Genomic DNA, 18,047 nt, shown 5'->3' with positions numbered 1-18,047 from the left:
TGCGCGGACGGCGACCCGGCCGGAGGGGGATGGGGATCAGCTCGTGCAGGCGTTGCCGTTCAGGGTGTAGCCGGTCGGCGCGCCCAGGGTCCCGCTGTAGGTGCCCTGGAAGCCGACGCTCGTGGTGCCGCCGCTCGGCAGCGACCCGTTCCAGGCCACGTTGCCGACGCTGATCTGGGTGCCGGACTGGCTCCATGCGCCGTTCCAGCCGTTGCTGTACCGGACGTTGGAGCCGACGGTGAAGTTCAGCGTCCAGCCGTTGATCGCCGGACCGTCGTTGGTGATCCGGATTTCGGCGGTGAACCCGCCGGTCCAGGAGTTGGCGGTCCAGGTGACCCGGCAACCGGCGCCGGCCGGTGGGGTGGTGGCCGGTGGGGTGCCGACCGGTGGGGTGGTGGTCGGCGGCACCGTCGGCGGGCCGGTGGTGGCCGGTGGGGTGGTGGGCGGGTTGGGTGCGGCCATCGCCATGTCGTAGGCGCGCTGCGGGACGAACTGGCCGGCGGTGGCGATGCAGCCGTCCGCCTCGCCCGGCAGCTTGACCCAGAGGAACGCGTCGACCGCGGAGTCGCCGGTCTGGTTGGTGCTGGCGGTGCCGATCGCCCGGCCCGCCGGGTCACACCACTCGCTGCGCGGGTCCGGACCGTTGCCGTTCCGGCTGGTGTCCACCACGATCTTGAGGTGCGACGCGCCGGTCGCCGCGACGACCGACTTGGCGTAGTTCACCGACTCGGCCGTGGTGCGGTAGTTGGAGACGTTCACCGAGATCCCGTCGGCGCTGTTGGCGATGTCCGCCCCCACCAGCCGGGCGGCCATCACCGGCGGGCTGAGCCAGGCCGAGTTCGCCGAGTCGTAGTAGACCCTGGCCTGACTCGAGGCGGCCTTGAACCGCTTCCCGGCGTACGCCATCGAGGCCTGGGTCTCGGCCTGCTGGGAGGAGTTCATGCAGTTCGACATCAGCGCGAGGACGTCGGGTTCGAGGATGATGGTCGCCGGCCGACCGTTCAGGCCGCCGGCCACCTGGTCGATCCACTGCCGGTAGGCGGTGTGGTTGGCCAGCCCGCCGCTACTGGCGCCGCTACAGTCCCGGTTGGGGATGTTGTAGACCACCAGGATCGGAATCTTGCCGGCCGCCGCGGCGGCGCCGACGAAGGCGTCTACCTGACCACGTACGGTCCCGGGGTTGTTCTGGGTGAACCAGCGGCCCTGCGGGACGCTGGCGATGCGGTCCCGGATGACGGCGGCCCGGGAGTCGTTGGGGTTGGCGGCGACCCAGCGGGCGGCGCTGGTGTCCGGGTCGACGTAGAAGGCCGAGTCGGCGGCCTTCGCGGGGGTGGGGTCCAACAGGCCGACACCGACCGCTGTCGTCACGGCCAGTGCCGTGACGGCGACGGCACCGGCCGCGGCGAGCGCGGGTCTGAGGTGCATGCGGTACTCCCTTCGGGACGGTGGGAGATCGAGGGGCATCGCTGGAAGCGCTCCCATAGACATCGACCACGGTAGAGCCATGTTGCGTCCGTGTGAAGCCCTGGTTTCAGTACCTGGGCATAAACACAGGTCAGCGGCGTGTCGACCGGGCCGTTCCGGCGGGTCGCCCGGCCGTTGCGCGGGCCGGGGCGGCACTCCGGTCGCCCCGTCCGCTGACGCTGCGTGGCCAGTCGTTGCCGGTGCCGCGTACGCTGCTGGTCGGAGGTGGGGAGTGGACGCGTCGCGTACGGGTGGCGGGCGATGACATTCGAACCGGCCACGCGGCCCGGCACCGGACCGCTGCGGCACGACGCACTCTTCTACCGCACCGACGACGACTACGTCACCGGCGTCCGCTCGTTCGTGCGGGCCGGGCTCGTCGCCGGGGAGCCGGTGCTGATCGCCGTACCCGGGCTCCGGCTCGACCTGCTGCGCACGGCACTCGGCGGCGGCACCGAGCTGCGCTTCGTCGACATGGCCCGGGAGGGTCGCAACCCCGGATGGATCATCCCCGGTGTGCTGCACGCCTTCGTCGAGGAACACGCCCCGGCCCGGGTACGCGTCGTCGGGGAGCCGGTCTGGCCCGGCCGGTCGGCACAGGCGTACCCCCGGTGCGTACAGCACGAGGCCCTGATCAACATCGCCCTCGCCGGGCGGCCGGTCAGCCTGCTCTGCCCGTACGACGCGGTGCGGCTGGACGTGGAGGTGATCGCCGACGCGGCGAGTACCCACCCGTTCCTGATCCGCGACGGCGACCGGCAGCCCAGTGCCGGGTACGGCCACCCGGAGAACGTGGTCGACTCGTTCAACCAGCCCTTCCCGACCCCGCCGCCCTCGGCGTCCACGTTGTTCTTCGAGTCCTCCGGACTCTCCGGGATGCGGGCCATGGTCGCCGCCCTCGCCCACCAGGCCGGGCTCGACCGCGAACAGGTCGACGACCTGCGGGTCGCGGCGAACGAGATCGCCACCAACGCGGTGGTGCACTCCGGCCGGCCGGCGGTGGCCCGGGTCTGGCTCGACGACGACGGGCTGGTCTGCGAGATCACCGGCTCCAGCGTGCTGACCGACCGGCTCGCCGGCCGCCTCCCGCCGTCGCCGGTCAGCGACAGCGGGCGCGGCCTGCTGCTGGTCAACTACCTCTGCGACCTGGTCCAGGTGCACACCGACAACACCTCGACCACCGTCCGGCTGCACATGCACCGCCGGGCGGAGCCGGCGACCGGCACCGCACCGACCCTCGGCTCCTGATCCCGCGCCGGTCGGTCCGGTTGTCCGGCCCGCGCCGGTGTAGGGCCGATTCGAGGTGGGATCAGGTTCGGGCCGGACTGTCGGAGTCGGTGGAGGTCGGCGCGTCCTGCTTGCCGGAACGTGGCGCGGGCAGTTCCGCCGGCCGGTCGGCCGAGCCACCGTCGTCGGAGGTGCGGTCCAGGCGGCGGTCCAGCAGCTGCATCACCGGGGTGGCCGCCACCCCGTGCACCACCACCGAGACCAGCACCGCCAGCCCGGCCGTGGCCCAGAGCAGGTCGGCGCCGAGGAAGTCGGCGTGCGTGGTGGCGTACCCCAGGTAGTAGAACGTGCCGACGCCACGGATGCCGAAGAGCGCGATCACCCAGTGCTCGGCGGGCCGGCCCGGCGCCCCGACCAGCGACAGCCGGCCGGTCAACGGGCGGATGACGAAGACCAGCGCCAGCGCCAGCAGCGCCGCCGGCCAGGTCAGCGGGGCGAGCAGCCCGGTGACCACCGCACCGCCGAACAGCAGCAGCAACAGCACCGTGAGCAGCCGCTCCACCTGCTCGGCGAAGTTGTGCAGCACCTGGTGGTACTCGTGCGACCGCTCCGCCGCCCGGATCGCCCGGGCGGTGACGAAGACCGCCAGGAAGCCGTACCCGCCGACCAGCTCGACCAGGCCGTACGACAGGAAGGTGGCGGCCAGCGCCAGGAACCCCTCCGAATGCCGGGCCAGCCGCAGCCGCGACGGTGCCCGGAAGAACAGCTTGCCGAGCAGCCACCCCACCAGCAGCCCGCCGGCCACCCCGAGCAGGATCCGGTAGCCGACGTCCAGGGTCAGCCACTCCGCCAGCCAGCCGGCGGGGGCCAGGCCGACCGTGGCGATCGCGATCGCGGCGTAGACGAACGGGAAGGCGAGACCGTCGTTCAGCCCGGCCTCGGCGGTCAGCGCGAACCGCACCTCGTCCTCGCTGTCCTCGACGTCGGTGGGCTCGCCCACCTGCACGTCGGAGGCGAGCACCGGATCGGTCGGGGCCAGCGCGGCGGCCAGCAGCAGCGCGGCGGCCGGCGCCAGCCCCACCCACCACCAGCCGAGCAGCGCCACCGCGGCGATGCAGAGCGGCATGGCGATCGCCAGCAGTCGCCAGGTCGACGACCAGCGGCGCCGGCCGAGCGGCCGGTCGATCTTCAACCCGGCGCCCATCAGCGCCACGATCACGCCGATCTCGGTGAGCTGGGTCGCGATCTTGTCGTGGGTCAGCGGGTCCGGCTCGGGCAGCCCGAGCGGAAGCAGGAACACCAGCATGCCGAGGCCGAGGAAGGCGATCGGCATGGAGAGCGGTCGCCGCTCCAGCACCCGGGGCAGGATGCCGGCCAGCAGCGCGCCCAGCCCGATCAACGCGTACGAGGTCGCCGAGAGATCCACCCGGGCACCCTTTCCCCGCCGGAGTGCCCCGCAGCCTGTCTGTGCTGTCAGTCGCCCGGGAACTCGTCGGTACCGGCCGTCGCGGGGATCATGATCTCGAACCAGACCGTCGAGCCGCGTACCGTCGGGTCGGTCCCCCAGGCGTCGCTGAGCTGCTCGATCAGGCCCAGTCCCCGGCCCCGGCTGCTCAGCTTCTCGGTCCGGGCCCGGGTCACCGCGCCCCGGGTGCCGCTGTCGGCGACCGAGACCAGCAGCCGCTCCGGGCTCAGGTCGATCTCCACCCGGGCGGCGGTGCCGGCGTGCAGCAGCGCGTTGGTGGTCAGCTCGCTGGTGCAGAGCACCGCCGAACCGACCACCTGCTCCGGCACCCCCCAGAGGTTCAGCTGGGCGGTCATCCAGTGCCGCACCCGGCCCGGGGCGGTCGGCTCCGCCGGCACCTCCATGCTGGCCGACCGGCTGGGCGTACTGGCGTGCTCGACGGCGAGCACGGCGACGTCGTCCTCGGTGTTGCCCGGCACCGCGCCGCTGGCCAGCGCGCAGAGCGTACGCGGGTCGCCGGTCGCCGAGCCGGCCACCGTACCGGCCAGCACCTCGAAGCCGTTGCTCAGGCTCCGCTGCCGCCGCTCCACCACCCCGTCACTGAACAGCAGCAGCGTGTCACCGGGCGGGAACGGCACGCTGACGGCCGTCCGGTGCCCGTGCAGCCCGAGCGGCACCCCGGGCGGCACCTCGAGATACCAGGTGGAGCCGGGCTGGCCGGGTGAGCCACGCCGGACCAGCGGTGGAGGATGGCCGGCACTGGCCACGGTCAACCGGGCGGTCTCCGGCTCGATCAGCCCGTAGACGACGGTCACGAAGAGTTCGTCGCTGCGCGCCTCCACGCTCAGGCTGGACACCAGCCGGTCCAGCCCGGCGAGCACCGGGACCGGGTCGGGATCGCTCAGGGCCAGCGCGCGCAGCGCGGCGCGTACCTGCCCCATCAACGCGGCGGCCTGCACGTCGTGCCCGGCCACGTCGCCGAGTACCACCGCCAGCCGGCCGTCCGGCAGCGCGAACGCGTCGTAGAAGTCGCCGCCGGCCGCGTTGCCGTCCACCCCGGCGTCGTACCGGGCGGCGATCCGCAGCAGCGGCAGGTCGGGCAGGTGCTCCGGCAGCATGCTGCGCTGGAGCAGCTGTGCCGTGCCGTGCTGGGTCTCGAACCGGCGGGCACGGTCGGCAGCCTGGGCCACCAGCTCCGCCGAAGCGGCCAGCAGGGCGCGCTCGGCCGGCGGCCAGTGGTTCGGCTGCCGGTAGCCGACGGTCAGACCGCCGCGCAGCGTCGGCGTACGCAGCGGCAGCGCGGCCAGCGCCCGGATCTTCTCGTCGTGCCGGTCGACCGCGCTGCGCAGCAGCGGCTGGCCGTCACCGGCGAAGCTCGGTGTGCCGCTGTCGGCGGTCAACACCAGCGGGGCGGGGGAGTCGGCGCCGTGCCGGCGCCACAGCGGGGGAAGCCGCTCGTCGGCCTCGTCCAGCACCTCGCCCCGGATCCGCCGGACCAGCCGCCACCCGCTGCCGTCGTCCACCCCGAACTCGACCTGGTCGGCCCCGAAGGAGGCCAGCGCGCTGCGCAGCGTGACCCGGGCCACGTCGTCGAGAGTGAGCGTGCCGGCCAGTGCCGAGGCCAGCTCGCCGAGGCTCTGGAGCCGCTGGGTGACCTGGGTCGCCTCGGTGGCCACCGTAAGCACTCCGACGATCGCGCCGGTGGAGTCCCGGACCGGGGAGTAGCCGCGGGCGAAGAGGGACGGCTCCGGCTCGCCGGGCTCGTCCCGGAACAGCGGCAACGGGGCGTCCCGTTCCAGGAACGCCTCACCGGTCCGGTAGACCCGTTCGATCACGTCGCCGACCCCGGGCACCTGCCACACCTCGGCGAAGACCTCGGCCGCCGGCTGGCCGAACGCCTGCGGGTGCTTGCCGGGGATCAGCTCGGCGAAGCCGTCGTTGTAGACCAGCGCGAGCTGCGGGCCGTACGCCAGGGCCATCGGCACCGGGGCGGAGAGCACCAGGTCGACGATCGCCCGCAGCGCCGGATCCCACCGGCCGGGTGGACCCAGCGGAGTCTCCGGCCAGCCATGGTCGGTCGGCGGCCCGACGGTCGGATCCGGCGTCGGCAACGCACCGGTCACGGTGGAGGGGGGAGCGGGAACCCGCCCGACCGTGCCTGGCATGCCAGCAGCCTAACCGGACCCGCCGAATCCGCTCGTCGGACGCCGTCTGGTACGCCCGTTGTGCTGCGATCCGGCCGCTTCGCCCGGCGATCCCGGCGGGGCGGCTACTCCAGCGAACCCGCGTCCACCGGACGCCGCCGCGAGGCGTCGTCGGCCAGGATCACGGTGGCGACCATCAGCGAGACGCAGAGGCTGAACAACCAGGATCCGTCGTCGACCAGCCGGGCGGAGACCGGCGCCTGCACCGCGGTGAGCAGGAAGGCGAGCCACGCGATGCGACGCTGACGGACGGAGAGGAAACCAGGAGCCTGACGCATTCCGAAATTCTGCCCCGGCGAACGTCGCTCGCCGGTCGTCCGTTCGGACGAATTCGGGGTACGTGTCCGGTTGGTCCCAGCTCCATCGGCTCGTTCGGTCCCGGGTCGGCCGGCTCGTTCGGTCCCGGTTCGGGTAGCTCGTTCGGTCCCGGTTTGGGTGGCCCGCTCCGGGTGGGTGTCCCGGCGTGGCCAAACCGTCGGCCGGTCCGGCATAGTCGACGCTCGTGTCGACCGCCTCCCGCCACCGGACGGGTCTCGCCGTACTCGTGCTGGCCTATCTGGCCTTCGTCAGTCTCGGGCTCCCCGACGGCCTGCTCGGCGTCGGCTGGCCATCCGTCAGCGTCGACTTGCGGGTGCCGACCGAGGCGGTCGGACTGCTGCTCACCTCGGGAACGGTCGGCTATCTCGTCTCCAGCGTGGTGGCCGGGTTCAGCATCGCCCGGATCGGCGTCGGCTGGCTGCTGGCCGGCAGCACCGCGCTGGCCAGCCTGGCCCTCGCCGGCTACGCCACGGCACCGATTCTGCCGGTCATGGTGGGCTGCGCGCTGCTGCTCGGCCTCGGCTCGGGCGCCATCGACGCCGGGCTGAACGCGTACGCCGCCGGGACCTTCGGGCCGCGCCAGATGAACTGGATGCACGCCTGCTTCGGCCTCGGTGTCGCCATCGGGCCGCTGGTGATGACCACCGTGCTCGGCGTCGGGCTGGGCTGGCGCTGGGGGTACGGCATCGTCGCCGCCGCCCAGGCCGGGCTGGCGCTGGCCTTCGTGTTCACCGTACGGACCTGGAAGCGCCGCCGGGTCCCCGATGCCGGCGAGTCGACGGATGCGCCGGCGGTTCCGGCCGGGCCGGTCCGGATCGCTGCCACCCTGGCCCTGCCGGCGGTCTGGTTCGGCGCGCTCACCTTCGCGGTCTACGTGGCGATCGAGGTGGCCGCCGGCCTCTGGGCGTTCCTGCTGCTCACCGAGGACCGCGGGATCAGTCCCACCGTCGCCGGCCTCTGCGTCTCGCTCTACTGGGGCAGCCTCTTCGTCGGTCGGGTGGTGCAGGGGTTCGTCGCCGAGCGGCTCGGCAGCCGCACGGTCCTGCTCGGCAGCATGTACGCGATGGCGTTCGGCTCGGCGCTGGTGGCCGTACCCGGACCGGGCTGGCTGGCGGTCTCCGGGCTGGCCGTCGTCGGATTCGGTGCGGCGGCGGTCTTCCCGCTGCTCACTCTCAGCACCGCCGAACGGGTCGGGCAGCAGCACGCGGACCGCACCATCGGGTTGCAGATCGGGGCGTCCGGGTTGGGCGGGGCGATCATCCCGGGCGCGATCGGGGTGCTGATCGGGCGTACCTCGGTCGCGGTGCTCGGACCGGCACTGCTGCTGCTCTCCCTGGCCATGATCGGGCTCTACTGGGCGTCCAGCCGCCGGGCCGGCCGACTGCCCGCCCCGACCGCCTGACCCGCACTCCGCCTGACCCGCACTCCGCCAGACCCCCACGAGCAGGCACCGGCCTCGACGAGCAGGCACCGGCCTCGACGAGCAGTCGTCCGGCCCGAGCACGGGACCACGGCACCGCGCGGACGCCGCGTCCCGTACCGGCCGGCCGTTCAGTGCGGGCCGTTGCGTCCGGTTGTCGACGGCCGGTACCGGCGCTGGTCGTCGGTGCGCTGCGCCGCCTGGTCCTCGCCGGACGGCTGGTCGGGGTCGTCCGGTTCCGCGCCGTGCCCGAACGCCGACTCGGCGCCCGCGTCGTTGCCGGTGACGTCGTCGACCTGCCCGTCGGGCGTCGAGGTGCCCATCGCCTCCTCGAGGTCGCGCAGCGGCAACCGCTCCTCGTCACGCCAGACGTGGCTATCCCTGTCGGTCATGTCGGTTGCCCTACCCGGCCCACCCGACGGGCAAACGCCGACGGCGGTGGCCGCCGGCCGGGGCGTACCCCTGCCGACGGCCACCGCCGTGTCGTGCTGTCCCGGACCGGGCTACGGCTGCGGCCGGGCGACCGAGCCGCGCCAGGCGCCGGTCTCGGCACCCCGGCGCTCGATGAACTCCTTGAACCGGTTCAGGTCACCGGCGACCCGCCGGTCCACCACGCCGAGCTTGTCGCCGGCCTTCTCGGCGATCCCCTGCGGCTCGAACTCCATCTGCGCGGTGACCCGGGTGTGGTTCTCGTCGATCCGGTGGAAGGTGACCACACCGGCCTGCCGGGTGCCGTCGGTCGAGGTCCAGGCCACCCGCTCGTCGGGCAGCTGCTCGGTGATCCGGGCGTCGAACTCCCGGTTGACCCCGGCGATATCGACCTTCCAGTGCGTCATCGTGTCGGAGATCTGCCGGACCTCCTCGACACCCTCCATGAACTGCGGAAAGTCCTCGAACTGGGTCCACTGGTCGTACGCGGTCCGGATCGGCACCGCCACGTCGACGGACTTGGTCACGCCACTCATCTGGCATCCTCCTTGTCGATCGGTCTACGTCTGGCCCCTGCTGGTCGGTCTGGCCACTGCGCCGGCGGGTCGTCCCGTTCAGCAGCGCCGTGTTCCGTTCACCAGCGCTGTGTCTCGTTCGCGTGCCCGAGCGCGGCCCACACCTCGGAGACGGTCTGGAACTGGGTACCCGGGGGAAGCCGGTCCAACTCGGCGAGGATGTCGTCCGGGGCCTCGTTCTCCTCGGCGCTGCGGCGCAGGCCGTCCCGGTCGCCCGGCAGGGCGGAGAGCGGGATGAACCGGCCCAGCCGGCTCCGCTGCTCGACCTCCTCCGAGGTCATGCCCTGTGGCGCACCGGAGCGGGTGTCGTTGCCGGGCGCCCTGGTCAGGCCGGGTTGGTCCTCGCCGGCCGGTTCGGGGTCGCGCCACTCCTCGGCGCGGCCACCGACGGCGCCCTGCACGGCGCCCTGCACCTCCCGGTCCATCTGCTCGTCCAGCCGGGGACCGTGCTTGCTGTTCCCACGTTCCATGTCTATTGCGCTACCCGAGGGAAATCGTGCTAAACGGCGTCGTCGGGTTCGTACCCGGAACGGGTCAGCTCGCCGGTGTCTTCGGCGGCAGCGCGGGCTGCACCGGCTCCTCGGCACCGCCCTGGCGGGCCCGGCCGCGCTGCACCTCGGCATTGATCTCCACGCCGAGCATCACGGCACAGTTGGAGAGGTAGAGCCAGACCAGGAAGGCGATCACGGCGCCGAGGCTGCCGTACGTGGTGGCGTCGTAGGAGTTGAACCGGGAGACGTAGAAGCCGAAGCCGACCGAGACGACGGCCCAGGACACCAGGGCGACCGCACCGCCGACGGTGAGCCAGCGGAACCGGGGCTGCCGCACGTTCGGGGCGATCCAGAACAGCAGCGAGAGCAGCAGCATCATGATGCCGACCAGGACCGGCCACTTGGCGACCGACCAGGCCGTCCGCGGCGCGTCGCCGAGCCCCAGCCGGTCGCCGACCGCGTCGGCGACCGGGCCGCTCACGATCAGTCCGGTGGCGACCACCGCGAGCAGCACCAGCGCGATCGCGGTCAGCCCGAGCTGCAACGGGCGGAGCAGGTAGAACGGCCGCCCTTCGGCGACTCCGTAGATGGCGTTGGAGGCCCGGGTGAACGCGCCGACGTAACCGGAGGCCGACCAGAGCGCGGCCAGTACGCCGAAGCCGAGCAGCACCTTCGCCGATCCCTGGTTGTCGACCACGTCCCGCAGTACGCCCAGCATGGCGTCGTTGGCCACGACCGAACCGGCGCCGATCTCCTTGGCCAGGCCGGCGATGGTGTCGATGGTCTCCTCCCCGTTCGAGACCAGGCCGACCAGCGCGACGATCACGATCACGGACGGGAAGAGGGCAAGCACTCCGTAGTAGGTCAGCGCGGCGGCCCAGTCGGCGCAGTTGTCGGTCACGAAGTTGGTGACGCTGCGGACCAGTACGCGCCGCCAGGTCGACCAGCGCAGCTGGCGCAGGCGCCCGGGGAGGCGGCGGTCGGGCCGGCGAACCGCCGGGACCGGTTCGGTGGTCGACGCCATGCTCGTCCCCTTTCGGCGGGACCAGCCGCGCCTGCTCCCGTGTCCCGGCTGGGCAGGGCTGGGTGTTTCTCGGCTGGGCTGGGCTGCCCGGTACCCAGGGCCGCGTCTGGACAAACGCCGGCACCGCGAGCCGGTCGGGTTTGCCGGCGCCGGCCCGGGAAACCGGACCCTGGACGGTCCGGGAAACCGCAGCCTGGACGGCTCGGGGAACCGGGACCTGGGAAGAGCGCCAACGATGCGGAGGAGGAAGATCATGCCCGGACGAGAGGTTCTGCCCAGTACCCTGCGACGCTCGCCGCAGAAGGCTCAGGACACCTGGGCGAAGACCCACGACTCGGCGGTCGAGACGTACGGCGAGGGGCAACGGTCGCACCGGACCGCCTTCGCCGCCGTCAAGCACTCGTTCGAGAAGGTCGGCGACCACTGGGAGCCGAAGGGGCGCAAGGGCCCGAGCGACCAGCAGGCGGCCGGCGGCGGGCCGGCCCGGCGGGCACCGACCGCGGGTGGCGTCGACGCCAACGCCCCGAAGGAGCACCTGACGGAGGTGGCGAGGCGGCTCGACATCAAGGGGCGGTCCCGGATGACCAAGGCCGAACTGGTCGACGCGATCCAGAAGGCGAACAACCGGAAGACCACCGCGTCCCGGACCAGGGACAAGGGCCGGAACCGTCCTCGCTGACCTGCCAGCTCCGTCGGGCCGGCACCAGTCGGGTCGGTGACCGTCGGGTCAGCGGCCGTCGGGTCGGGCGTGGGCGGTGTGGCGGGGGCTCACCACCTGCCGCCCTCGCCGCCCGGCCCCTCGATGTGAACCACCTTCGTCGCGGAGAGTTCGTCCAGCAGCTCCGGGCCGTACCCGAAGCCCTGACCGCTGCCGCCCCGGGGCTCGGCGGCGCCGCCCGGGGCACCGCCGAAGACGGCATTGATCTTGACCGTCCCGACCGGCAGTTCCCGCCAGGCCCGCTGGGCGTGGTTCATCGACCCGGTGAGTACCGTCGCCGCCAGCCCGTACGGCGAGTGCGACGCCCTGGACAGCGCCTCGTCGAACGAGTCGACCACCATCACCGGCGCCACCGGGCCGAAGGTCTCCTCCCACATCACCGCCATCTCGTCGGTGCACTCGGCGAGCACCGTCGGCGGATAGAAGGAACCGGGTCCGTCCGGGACGCTGCCCCCGGTGAGCAGGCTCGCCCCGGCCGCGACCGCCGCGCCGACCTGCCCGTGCACGTGGTCGCGCTGCCGCCGGTCGACAAGCGGCCCGACCTCGCTGAGCGGGTCCCGACCCGGCCCCAGACGCAGCGCCTCGGCCCGCTCGACCAGACCGGCGAGGAACCTGGACGCCACCGGCCGGAGTACGTAGATCCGCTCCACCGAGACGCAGAGCTGGCCGGCGTTTGCGAAGGCGCCGATGGCAGCCTGTTCGGCAGCCCAGCGCGGGTCCACGTCGGCGTCGACGATCAGCGGGTCGCTGCCGCCGTTCTCCAGCAGCGCCTTGGCGCCGGAGCGGGCGCAGGCGGCGGCGATCGACCGGCCGGTGGCGGTCGAGCCGACGTGCGCGACCACGTCGATCTCCTGCCCGGCCAGCGTCGCACCGACCGGGGCGTCACCGGTCAGCATCGACAGCACGCCGGCCGGCAGGTGCTCGTCGAGCAGCCGGGCGAGCAGCCAGCCGCTGGCCGTACTCCGCTCGCTCGGCTTGTAGACCACGGTGTTCCCGGTGGCCAGGGCCGCGCCGAGCAGGCCGCAGGAGACCGAGACCGGGTCGTTCCACGGGGTGATGGCGGCGACGACGCCACGCGGCTGGGGCACCATCAGGTCGATCGCGTCCGCGCCACCGGCCAGGCTGCGGCCGCCCCGGACCGGAGCGAGTTCGGCGTACTGGCGCAGCGTCGAGACACCTGCCTGGATACCACTGCGGGCGGCGGCCAGCGGTCGGCCCATCTCGGCGGTCTCCGCCTCGGCGAGCCGGTCGGCGTTCGCCTCGATCGTGTCGGCGGCCCGGCGCAGCGCCTCGGCCCGCTCGGCGGGTGCCATTCGCGCCCAGCCGGGGGCCACCGCCCTGGCCGCCTTGACGGCCGACTCGACCTCGGCGTCGGTGGCCACCGGGACCCTGCTGACCGGGGTACCGTCCGCCGGATCGACCACGGTCAGCCAGCCCGCGTCGCCGCTGCCGTCCCACACCCCGCCGATGAGTTGCTGCACCTGGTACATGGCGGGCAGTTTGCCCCGGTCCGAGCGCTCCAAACTATCCCGGTAAGACCGTCCGCAGCCCTTGCAAGGAAGGGCCCCCGCTTATCGTTTTCTGTTGTAGCGGGGGCCCTTCCTTGCACCCGCGGCCGGGCGGACCGGGATAGGGTGCTCGGGTGACGGCGCTGGGGGAGACCGCCGACGCGGTCGTCGTCGGGGCCGGGCACAACGGCCTGGTCGCGGCGAACCTGCTCGCGGACGCCGGTTGGGACGTGCTGGTGCTGGAGGCGACCGGCGCACCGGGCGGGGCGGTCCGGTCGGCCGAGGTGACCGCCCCCGGCTATCTCAGCGACCTCTACAGCGCGTTCTACCCGCTCGGCCACGCCTCGCCGGTGCTGCGCCGGCTCCGGCTCGACGGCTACGGGCTCGCCTGGCGGCACGCGCCGGACGTGCTGGCGCACCTGTTCGCGGACGGCGGCGCCGTGCTGCTCAACCGCGACCCCGAGGTCACCGCCGCCTCTGTGGCGCGGTTCGGCGCCGGGGACGGGCAGCGGTGGCTCGACGCGTACGCCCAGTGGCGGCAGATCTCGGCGCCGCTGCTCGACGCGCTCTTCAGCCCGTTCCCGCCGGTACGCGGCGGACTGGCGCTCGCCCGCCGGCTGCGTACCGCCGGGCTGCTGCGGCTGGCCCGCCGGCTGGTGCTGCCGAGTTCCCGGCTCGGGGCGGAACTCTTCACCGGCTCGGGCGGCCCGGCCCTGCTCACCGGCTGTGCCCTGCACACCGACCTCGCCCCGGACGAGCCGGGTTCCGGCGTCTACGGCTGGCTGCTCGCCATGCTGGGCCAGCAGGTGGGCTGGCCGGTACCGGTCGGCGGGGCGCAGCGGATCACCGACGCGCTGCTGGCCCGGCTGCGCGAGCGGGGCGGCCGGCTGCGCACCGGTACCCCGGTCGACCGGGTCCTGGTGGCCCGGAACCGGGCCGTGGGGGTGCGCTCGGCCGACGGCCTGCTGTGGCGGGCCCGTCGGGCGGTGCTGGCCGACGTGCCGGCGCCCTCGCTCTTTCTCGACCTGGTCGGCGCCGATCGGCTGCCGCCCCGGCTGGTGGCGGACCTGGCCCACTTCCGCTGGGACGGCTCGACGGTCAAAGTGGACTGGGCGCTGGCCGGGCCGGTCCCGTGGCGGGATCCGGCGGTGGCCGGCGCCGGCACCGTGCACCTCGGCGGCGACCTCGCCGACCTGCGGCGGTACGCGGCCGAGCTGCACCGGGGCGAGCTGCCGGCCGACCCGTTCGTGCTGGCCGGACAGATGACGGTGGCGGACCCGGGCCGCTCACCGGCGGGCACCGAGTCGTTCTGGGCCTACACCCACCTGCCGTTCCGGCGGGACTGGCGGGCCGAGGAGGTCGCGGCGCACGTCGAGCGGATCGAGGCGGTGCTGGAACGGGCCGCCCCGGGCTTCGGCGCGCTGGTCCGGGCCCGGCACGTCGCCGGGCCGGCCGAACTGTCGGCGGGGAACCCGAGCCTGGTCGGCGGCGCGGTGGGCGGCGGCACCTCTGCCGCGTACCAGCAGCTCTTCCTGCGCCCGGTGCCCGGCCTCGGCCGGGCGGACACCCCGGTCGACCGGCTGTTCCTGGCCGGCGCCTCCGCGCACCCCGGCGCCGGTGTGCACGGCGGCCCCGGGGCGAACGCCGCACGGGCGGCGCTGGCCCGGGACCGTGCCGTGACCGGCCGGGCCTACGCCGCCCTGGTCGGCCGGGCACAACGCGCCGTCTACGCCTGAACGGGTACGCCCCGGCGCACGCCGTGGTTCACGCCTGGCCCGCGCCGCTTGCGCTTGTCCCGCGCCGCTTGCGCTTGGCCGGCGTCGCCGCGCCGGTCGCCTTTCCGGCGCGGGTGGCTCCGGTCGCCCCGGCCCGCTCCACGATCTTGACCGGCTCCGACGGCTCGACCGGCTCCACCACTTCCGTGGTCGTGCCGGTCGTGGCCGGTTCGACGGCCGTGACCAGCTCGGTGACCGCGCCCGGCTCCGTCGCCCCGACCGCCTTGGCCGGCTCGGTCACCCCGGCCGGCTCGGTCGTCTCGACCGCCTTGGCCGGCTCGGTCGTCTCGACCGCCTTGGCCGGCTCGGTCGTCTCGACCGCCTTGGTCGGCTCGGTCGTCTCGACCGCCTTGGTCGGCTCGGTCGTCTCGACCGCCTTGGTCGGCTCGGTCGTCCCGACCGGCTCGGCCGGCTCGGTCACCCCGGCCGGCTCGGTCGGCTCGGCCGGCTCGGTCACCCCGGCCGGCTCGGTCGGCTCGATGGACTGCGGTGCGCGGGAGGGCTCCGGCGGTGCCGGGAGTTCGGCGGAGGCCGGGGCCTCGTCCGGAGCGGGGATCTCGGTGGACCGGGCGATGTTACGGTGCCGGCCGCGCAGCTTGAACGGCATCAGCGCGCTTTCGATCTTGGTCGCGGTGGTCATCTTCGACTCGCCGTCCAGGCGCTCCTGGAACCGGATCGGCACCTCCAGGATGGTGTGGCCGAGCTTGGTCGCCAGATAGTGCATCTCGACCTGGAAGCTGTACCCGTTGGACTGCACCCGGTGCAGGCCGATGTCGCGCAGTGCGTCCGCCCGCCAGATCTTGAAGCCGGCGGTGAGGTCCCGGATCCGCACCTGGAGCAGGGTGTGCACGTAGAAGTTGGCCCAGCCGCTGAGCGCCCGGCGATAGAGCGGCCATGCCTCGTCGAGCTGCCCGCCGGGGACGTACCGGGAGCCGATCACCACACCGGCCTGGGTGGACAGCAGCGAACCGAGCATCCCGGGCAATGCCTCCGGCGGGTGGGACAGGTCCGCGTCCATCTGCGCCACGTACTCCGCACCGGCCTCCAGCGCCCGGCTCATCCCGTCGACGTACGCCCGTCCGAGCCCCTCCTTGCCCGCCCGGTGCACCACCTGGATCCGCTCCGGGTGCTCGATGGCGAGCTTGTCGGCCACCTCGCCGGTGCCGTCCGGGGAGTTGTCGTCGGCGACCAGGATCCGCAGCCCGGGCAGCGGCAGCGCGAGCAACCGCTCGACCAGCGCCGGAAGGTTCCCCGCCTCGTTGTAGGTGGGCACGACGACGGTCAGGCGAACGTCCCGCCAGGGAGAGGGCAGCTGTACGGGTTCGATCATCGGGGCATCCTCGGTTGGCCGACAGCGGTCAGGGGCAAAGCCTAACTTGACGCAGCGCGCGGGCCACAACACGGGCCGGAGGGGGTAAACCGACCCGTACCTCGGCCGACGCCCTGCCGGTGGCCGAATAAGCCGGCGCCGGCGACTGGGTAACGGTTCGGCGCTGGATAGCGGCGACCCGCCCGGGGTATGCGCGGTGGCGACGACGAACGCCAGCGGACCGCCGGTCGGACGGGGGGACGCCGGAGGGATCCGGCGTGCCCGTCCGGCCGGCGGAGCTGATGTTTACTCCTACTGCTCCCGGGAACCCGCCGCCGTGCGCAACGACCGGGTCGACCCGCATCAGTGCAGGTCAGGGGCACCGCACGGTGGCCCGGCCGGGGCGTGGGTCAGGACCGGGCTCTTCGACGCGGTGCTTTTCGACCGGGACGGCACCCTGGTGTACGACGTGCCGTACAACGGGGATCCGAGGCTGGTCCGGCCGATGCCGGGGGTCCGGGAGGCGCTCGACCGGCTCCGCGCGGCGGGGCTGCGGTTGGGGGTGGTGACGAACCAGTCCGGGGTGGCCCGCGGCCGGTTCAGTTCCGCCGATCTGGCCCGGGTCAACGCCCGGGTCGACGAGCTTCTGGGGCCGTTCGACACCTGGCAGGTCTGCCCGCACGCCGAACCGGCCCCCGGCGCGCAGGGCTGCCGCTGCCGCAAGCCCGCGCCCGGCATGGTCCTGGCGGCCGCCCGCGCACTCGGCACCGAGCCGACCCGCTGCGTACTCGTCGGCGACATCGGGGCGGACATGACCGCGGCCGGCGCGGCCGGAGCCGGTGCGGTACTGGTGCCCACCCCGGCGACCCGGCCGGAGGAGGTGGCCGCCGCCCCGGCGGTCGCCGGTGACCTGGGCGGCGCGGTCGACCTGATCCTGCGCCGGCACCGCGCCACCGGCGGCGGACCGGCTCCGGACCGGCCCCGACGGCGTCCCCGGTGCGTACTGGTGGCCCGGCCGGACTCGGCCGGCGACGTGCTGGTGACCGGCCCGGCGATCCGGGCGGTCGCGGCCGGCGCCGACCGGGTGGTGCTGCTTTGCGGGCCGCGTGGCCGGGCCGCCGCCGAACTGCTGCCCGGGGTCGACGAGCTGGTCGAGTGCCGGCTGCCCTGGATCGACCCGGAACCCGAGCCGGTCGACCGGGCCGGGATCGACCGGCTGACCGCCCGGCTTGCCGCCACCGGTGCCGAGGAGGCGGTGCTGTTCACCTCGTTCCACCAGTCCGCGCTGCCGCTCGCCCTGGTGCTCCGGATGGCCGGGGTGGGTCGGATCTCGGCGATCAGCCCGGACTACCCGGGCTCGCTGCTCGACGTGCGGCACCGGGTACCGGCGGGGATACCCGAGACGGAGCGGGCGCTGTCGCTGGCGGCGGCGGCCGGCTTCGTGCTGCCGCCGGAGGACGAGCCGGTGCTGCGGCTGCGCCCCGGGACGGGTACCGCAGCTGGCGGCGGCGACCTGCCCGATCGGGGGTACGTGGTGCTGCATCCCGGCTCGTCGGTGCCGGCCCGGGCCTGCCCGCCCGAACTCTGTGCCGAGATCGTGGCGGCGCTGACCGGTGCCGGGCACCGGGTGGTGGTGACCGGCGGCCCCGGGGAGCGGACGCTCACCGCCCGGGTCGCCGGGCGTACCGGGATCGACCTCGGCGGGCAGACCTCGTTGACCCGGCTCGCCATGATCATCGCCCGGGCGGACTGCCTGGTCGTCGGCAACACCGGCCCGGCGCACCTGGCCGCCGCACTCGGCGTACCGGTGGTGAGCCTCTTCGCCCCGACCGTCCCGTTCGGACAGTGGGGGCCGTTCCGGGTGCCGGCGGTACGCCTCGGCGCCGCCGTCGCCGGCTGCCGGCACACCCGGGCCACCGCCTGTCCGGTACCCGGGCACCCGTGCCTGTCCGGCATCGACCCGCAGGAGGTGGTCGACGCGGTCCGCCTGCTCGGCACCCGCACGGTGCCGCCGGCAACGACCCCGGAGCCGGCCACGGGAACGACCCCGGAGCCGGCCACGGGAACGACCCCGGAGCCGGCCCCGCGAACGACCCCGGAGCCGGCCACGCGAACGGCCT

General features: G+C 73.9%; 14 protein-coding genes and 2 pseudogenes. 5 read left to right on the top strand and 11 right to left on the bottom strand.

Annotated elements, in window-relative coordinates:
• Window positions 1-36: 36 nt before the first annotated feature.
• A complete protein-coding gene (locus O7626_RS20940; RefSeq protein WP_278062833.1) occupies window positions 37-1,425 on the bottom strand; it encodes a glycoside hydrolase family 6 protein in 1,389 nt (462 codons plus the stop codon).
• A 300-nt stretch (window positions 1,426-1,725) separates the two neighbouring features.
• On the opposite strand from O7626_RS20940, the gene O7626_RS20935 reads away from it, so the two are divergent.
• The gene (locus O7626_RS20935; RefSeq protein WP_278062832.1) at window positions 1,726-2,712 is read left to right on the top strand and encodes a sensor histidine kinase; all 987 of its coding nucleotides are present in this window, start codon (window positions 1,726-1,728) and stop codon (window positions 2,710-2,712) included.
• Window positions 2,713-2,773: 61 nt separating this feature from the next.
• On the opposite strand, the gene O7626_RS20930 is transcribed toward O7626_RS20935, so the two are convergent.
• The 3 genes from O7626_RS20930 to O7626_RS20920 all read right to left on the bottom strand — a co-directional run bounded on the left by O7626_RS20930 (window position 2,774) and on the right by O7626_RS20920 (window position 6,638).
• The gene (locus O7626_RS20930) at window positions 2,774-4,117 is read right to left on the bottom strand and encodes a cation:proton antiporter (RefSeq protein WP_278062831.1); all 1,344 of its coding nucleotides are present in this window, start codon (window positions 4,115-4,117) and stop codon (window positions 2,774-2,776) included.
• A gap of 47 nt (window positions 4,118-4,164) precedes the next feature.
• Complete coding sequence (locus O7626_RS20925) at window positions 4,165-6,321, bottom strand: SpoIIE family protein phosphatase (protein WP_278062830.1); 2,157 nt, start codon at window positions 6,319-6,321, stop codon at window positions 4,165-4,167.
• Window positions 6,322-6,425: 104 nt separating this feature from the next.
• Complete coding sequence (locus tag O7626_RS20920) at window positions 6,426-6,638, bottom strand: hypothetical protein (RefSeq protein ID WP_278062829.1); 213 nt, start codon at window positions 6,636-6,638, stop codon at window positions 6,426-6,428.
• Window positions 6,639-6,862: 224 nt separating this feature from the next.
• On the opposite strand from O7626_RS20920, the gene O7626_RS20915 reads away from it, so the two are divergent.
• On the top strand, window positions 6,863-8,080 hold the full coding sequence (locus O7626_RS20915; RefSeq protein WP_278062828.1) for an MFS transporter: 1,218 nt from the start codon (window positions 6,863-6,865) through the stop codon (window positions 8,078-8,080).
• A 149-nt stretch (window positions 8,081-8,229) separates the two neighbouring features.
• On the opposite strand, the gene O7626_RS20910 is transcribed toward O7626_RS20915, so the two are convergent.
• The 4 genes from O7626_RS20910 to O7626_RS20895 all read right to left on the bottom strand — a co-directional run bounded on the left by O7626_RS20910 (window position 8,230) and on the right by O7626_RS20895 (window position 10,617).
• On the bottom strand, window positions 8,230-8,490 hold the full coding sequence (locus tag O7626_RS20910) for a hypothetical protein (RefSeq protein WP_278062827.1): 261 nt from the start codon (window positions 8,488-8,490) through the stop codon (window positions 8,230-8,232).
• Between the two features lie 111 nt (window positions 8,491-8,601).
• On the bottom strand, window positions 8,602-9,063 hold the full coding sequence (locus O7626_RS20905) for an SRPBCC family protein (protein ID WP_278062826.1): 462 nt from the start codon (window positions 9,061-9,063) through the stop codon (window positions 8,602-8,604).
• A gap of 98 nt (window positions 9,064-9,161) precedes the next feature.
• Window positions 9,162-9,572 (bottom strand): DUF2795 domain-containing protein, encoded by a 411-nt coding sequence (locus O7626_RS20900; protein WP_278062825.1) that lies wholly within the window; start codon window positions 9,570-9,572, stop codon window positions 9,162-9,164.
• 64 nt (window positions 9,573-9,636) lie between these two features.
• The gene (locus O7626_RS20895; protein WP_278062824.1) at window positions 9,637-10,617 is read right to left on the bottom strand and encodes a YihY/virulence factor BrkB family protein; all 981 of its coding nucleotides are present in this window, start codon (window positions 10,615-10,617) and stop codon (window positions 9,637-9,639) included.
• A gap of 253 nt (window positions 10,618-10,870) precedes the next feature.
• On the opposite strand from O7626_RS20895, the gene O7626_RS20890 reads away from it, so the two are divergent.
• Window positions 10,871-11,296 carry a ChaB family protein gene (locus tag O7626_RS20890; RefSeq protein ID WP_278062823.1) on the top strand — a complete coding sequence of 142 codons (426 nt, stop codon included), beginning with the start codon at window positions 10,871-10,873 and terminating at the stop codon, window positions 11,294-11,296.
• 89 nt (window positions 11,297-11,385) lie between these two features.
• On the opposite strand, the gene O7626_RS20885 is transcribed toward O7626_RS20890, so the two are convergent.
• Entirely contained in the window at window positions 11,386-12,825 is a 1,440-nt protein-coding gene (locus O7626_RS20885) for an aldehyde dehydrogenase family protein (protein WP_278062822.1), read from the bottom strand.
• 152 nt (window positions 12,826-12,977) lie between these two features.
• Here O7626_RS20885 and O7626_RS20880 point away from each other — a divergent pair, with 152 nt between their 5' ends.
• Window positions 12,978-14,579, top strand: coding sequence for an NAD(P)/FAD-dependent oxidoreductase (locus O7626_RS20880; RefSeq protein WP_278062821.1), 1,602 nt, complete (start codon window positions 12,978-12,980; stop codon window positions 14,577-14,579).
• A 28-nt stretch (window positions 14,580-14,607) separates the two neighbouring features.
• On the opposite strand, the gene O7626_RS20875 is transcribed toward O7626_RS20880, so the two are convergent.
• Together O7626_RS20875 and O7626_RS20870 are read right to left on the bottom strand one after the other, a co-directional pair.
• Window positions 14,608-15,174, bottom strand: coding sequence for a DUF4573 domain-containing protein (locus O7626_RS20875; protein WP_278066240.1), 567 nt, complete (start codon window positions 15,172-15,174; stop codon window positions 14,608-14,610).
• 9 nt (window positions 15,175-15,183) lie between these two features.
• Window positions 15,184-15,948, bottom strand: a pseudogene (locus O7626_RS20870) (polyprenol monophosphomannose synthase); the annotation flags it as partial.
• A 412-nt stretch (window positions 15,949-16,360) separates the two neighbouring features.
• Between O7626_RS20870 and O7626_RS20865 the strand changes: the two are divergent.
• Window positions 16,361-17,923: pseudogene (locus O7626_RS20865) on the top strand (HAD-IIIA family hydrolase); the annotation flags it as partial.
• Window positions 17,924-18,047: the final 124 nt, after the last annotated feature.

The organism is Micromonospora sp. WMMD1102, from assembly GCF_029626265.1.
Classification (GTDB): domain Bacteria; phylum Actinomycetota; class Actinomycetes; order Mycobacteriales; family Micromonosporaceae; genus Plantactinospora.
This window is presented reverse-complemented; position numbering and strand designations above follow the sequence as displayed.